Annotated in this window: 1 pseudogene; it reads left to right on the top strand. The window is 64.9% G+C overall.

Annotation, left to right across the window (positions count from 1 at the left end):
* Positions 1-362, top strand: a pseudogene (locus AB4Y92_RS25375) (hypothetical protein); the annotation flags it as partial.
* Positions 363-554: the final 192 nt, after the last annotated feature.

Below are 554 nucleotides of genomic sequence, written 5' to 3' on the forward strand. Positions count from 1 at the left end.
CCTCGACGGTCAACGAGATCTCCGAAGCAACGACAGAACAGGCCAATGGCATCGATGAGATGGCCAGGACCGTCGCTCACATGGACGAGATCACCCAGCAGAACGCCCTGCTTGCCGATGARAGYGCGAAGGTGGCGCAGGAGCTGMGGMAGGAYACCGAGCGCYTGAGCGCGATGGTCGCWGCATTYCGSCTGCAAGATGGCGGAYCAGGYTTCGAGRCCGTGATTGCGCGCCAGATCGAGCAGAGGGCGCCGCAGCTCACCAGGGCGGCGCACGGCGCCCTTTCGCCACCCAGCAGAGGGGCGCCGAAGCTGAGGCGTGTCGTGTCGGGCGGCAACGCCGATGGCTGGTCGGAGTTCTAAGGCCACTGAAACGCCACCGATTGGGGATGAAGCGGGGCGCGCCTCTTGCCAGCGCCCTGCTTATAGGCTTTCCGGATTGTCACAGAAACCGTGACAGCCGCCCCGGAGTCCTTCCTATGGCCGAACCGACCTCCAACAAGGCCTTCCCTGTCTCCTGGGACCAGTTCCATCGCGATGCGCGCGCGCTCGCCT

This window comes from Lysobacter sp. TAB13, from assembly GCF_052113885.1.
GTDB classification, from domain to species: domain Bacteria; phylum Pseudomonadota; class Gammaproteobacteria; order Xanthomonadales; family Xanthomonadaceae; genus Lysobacter; species Lysobacter gummosus.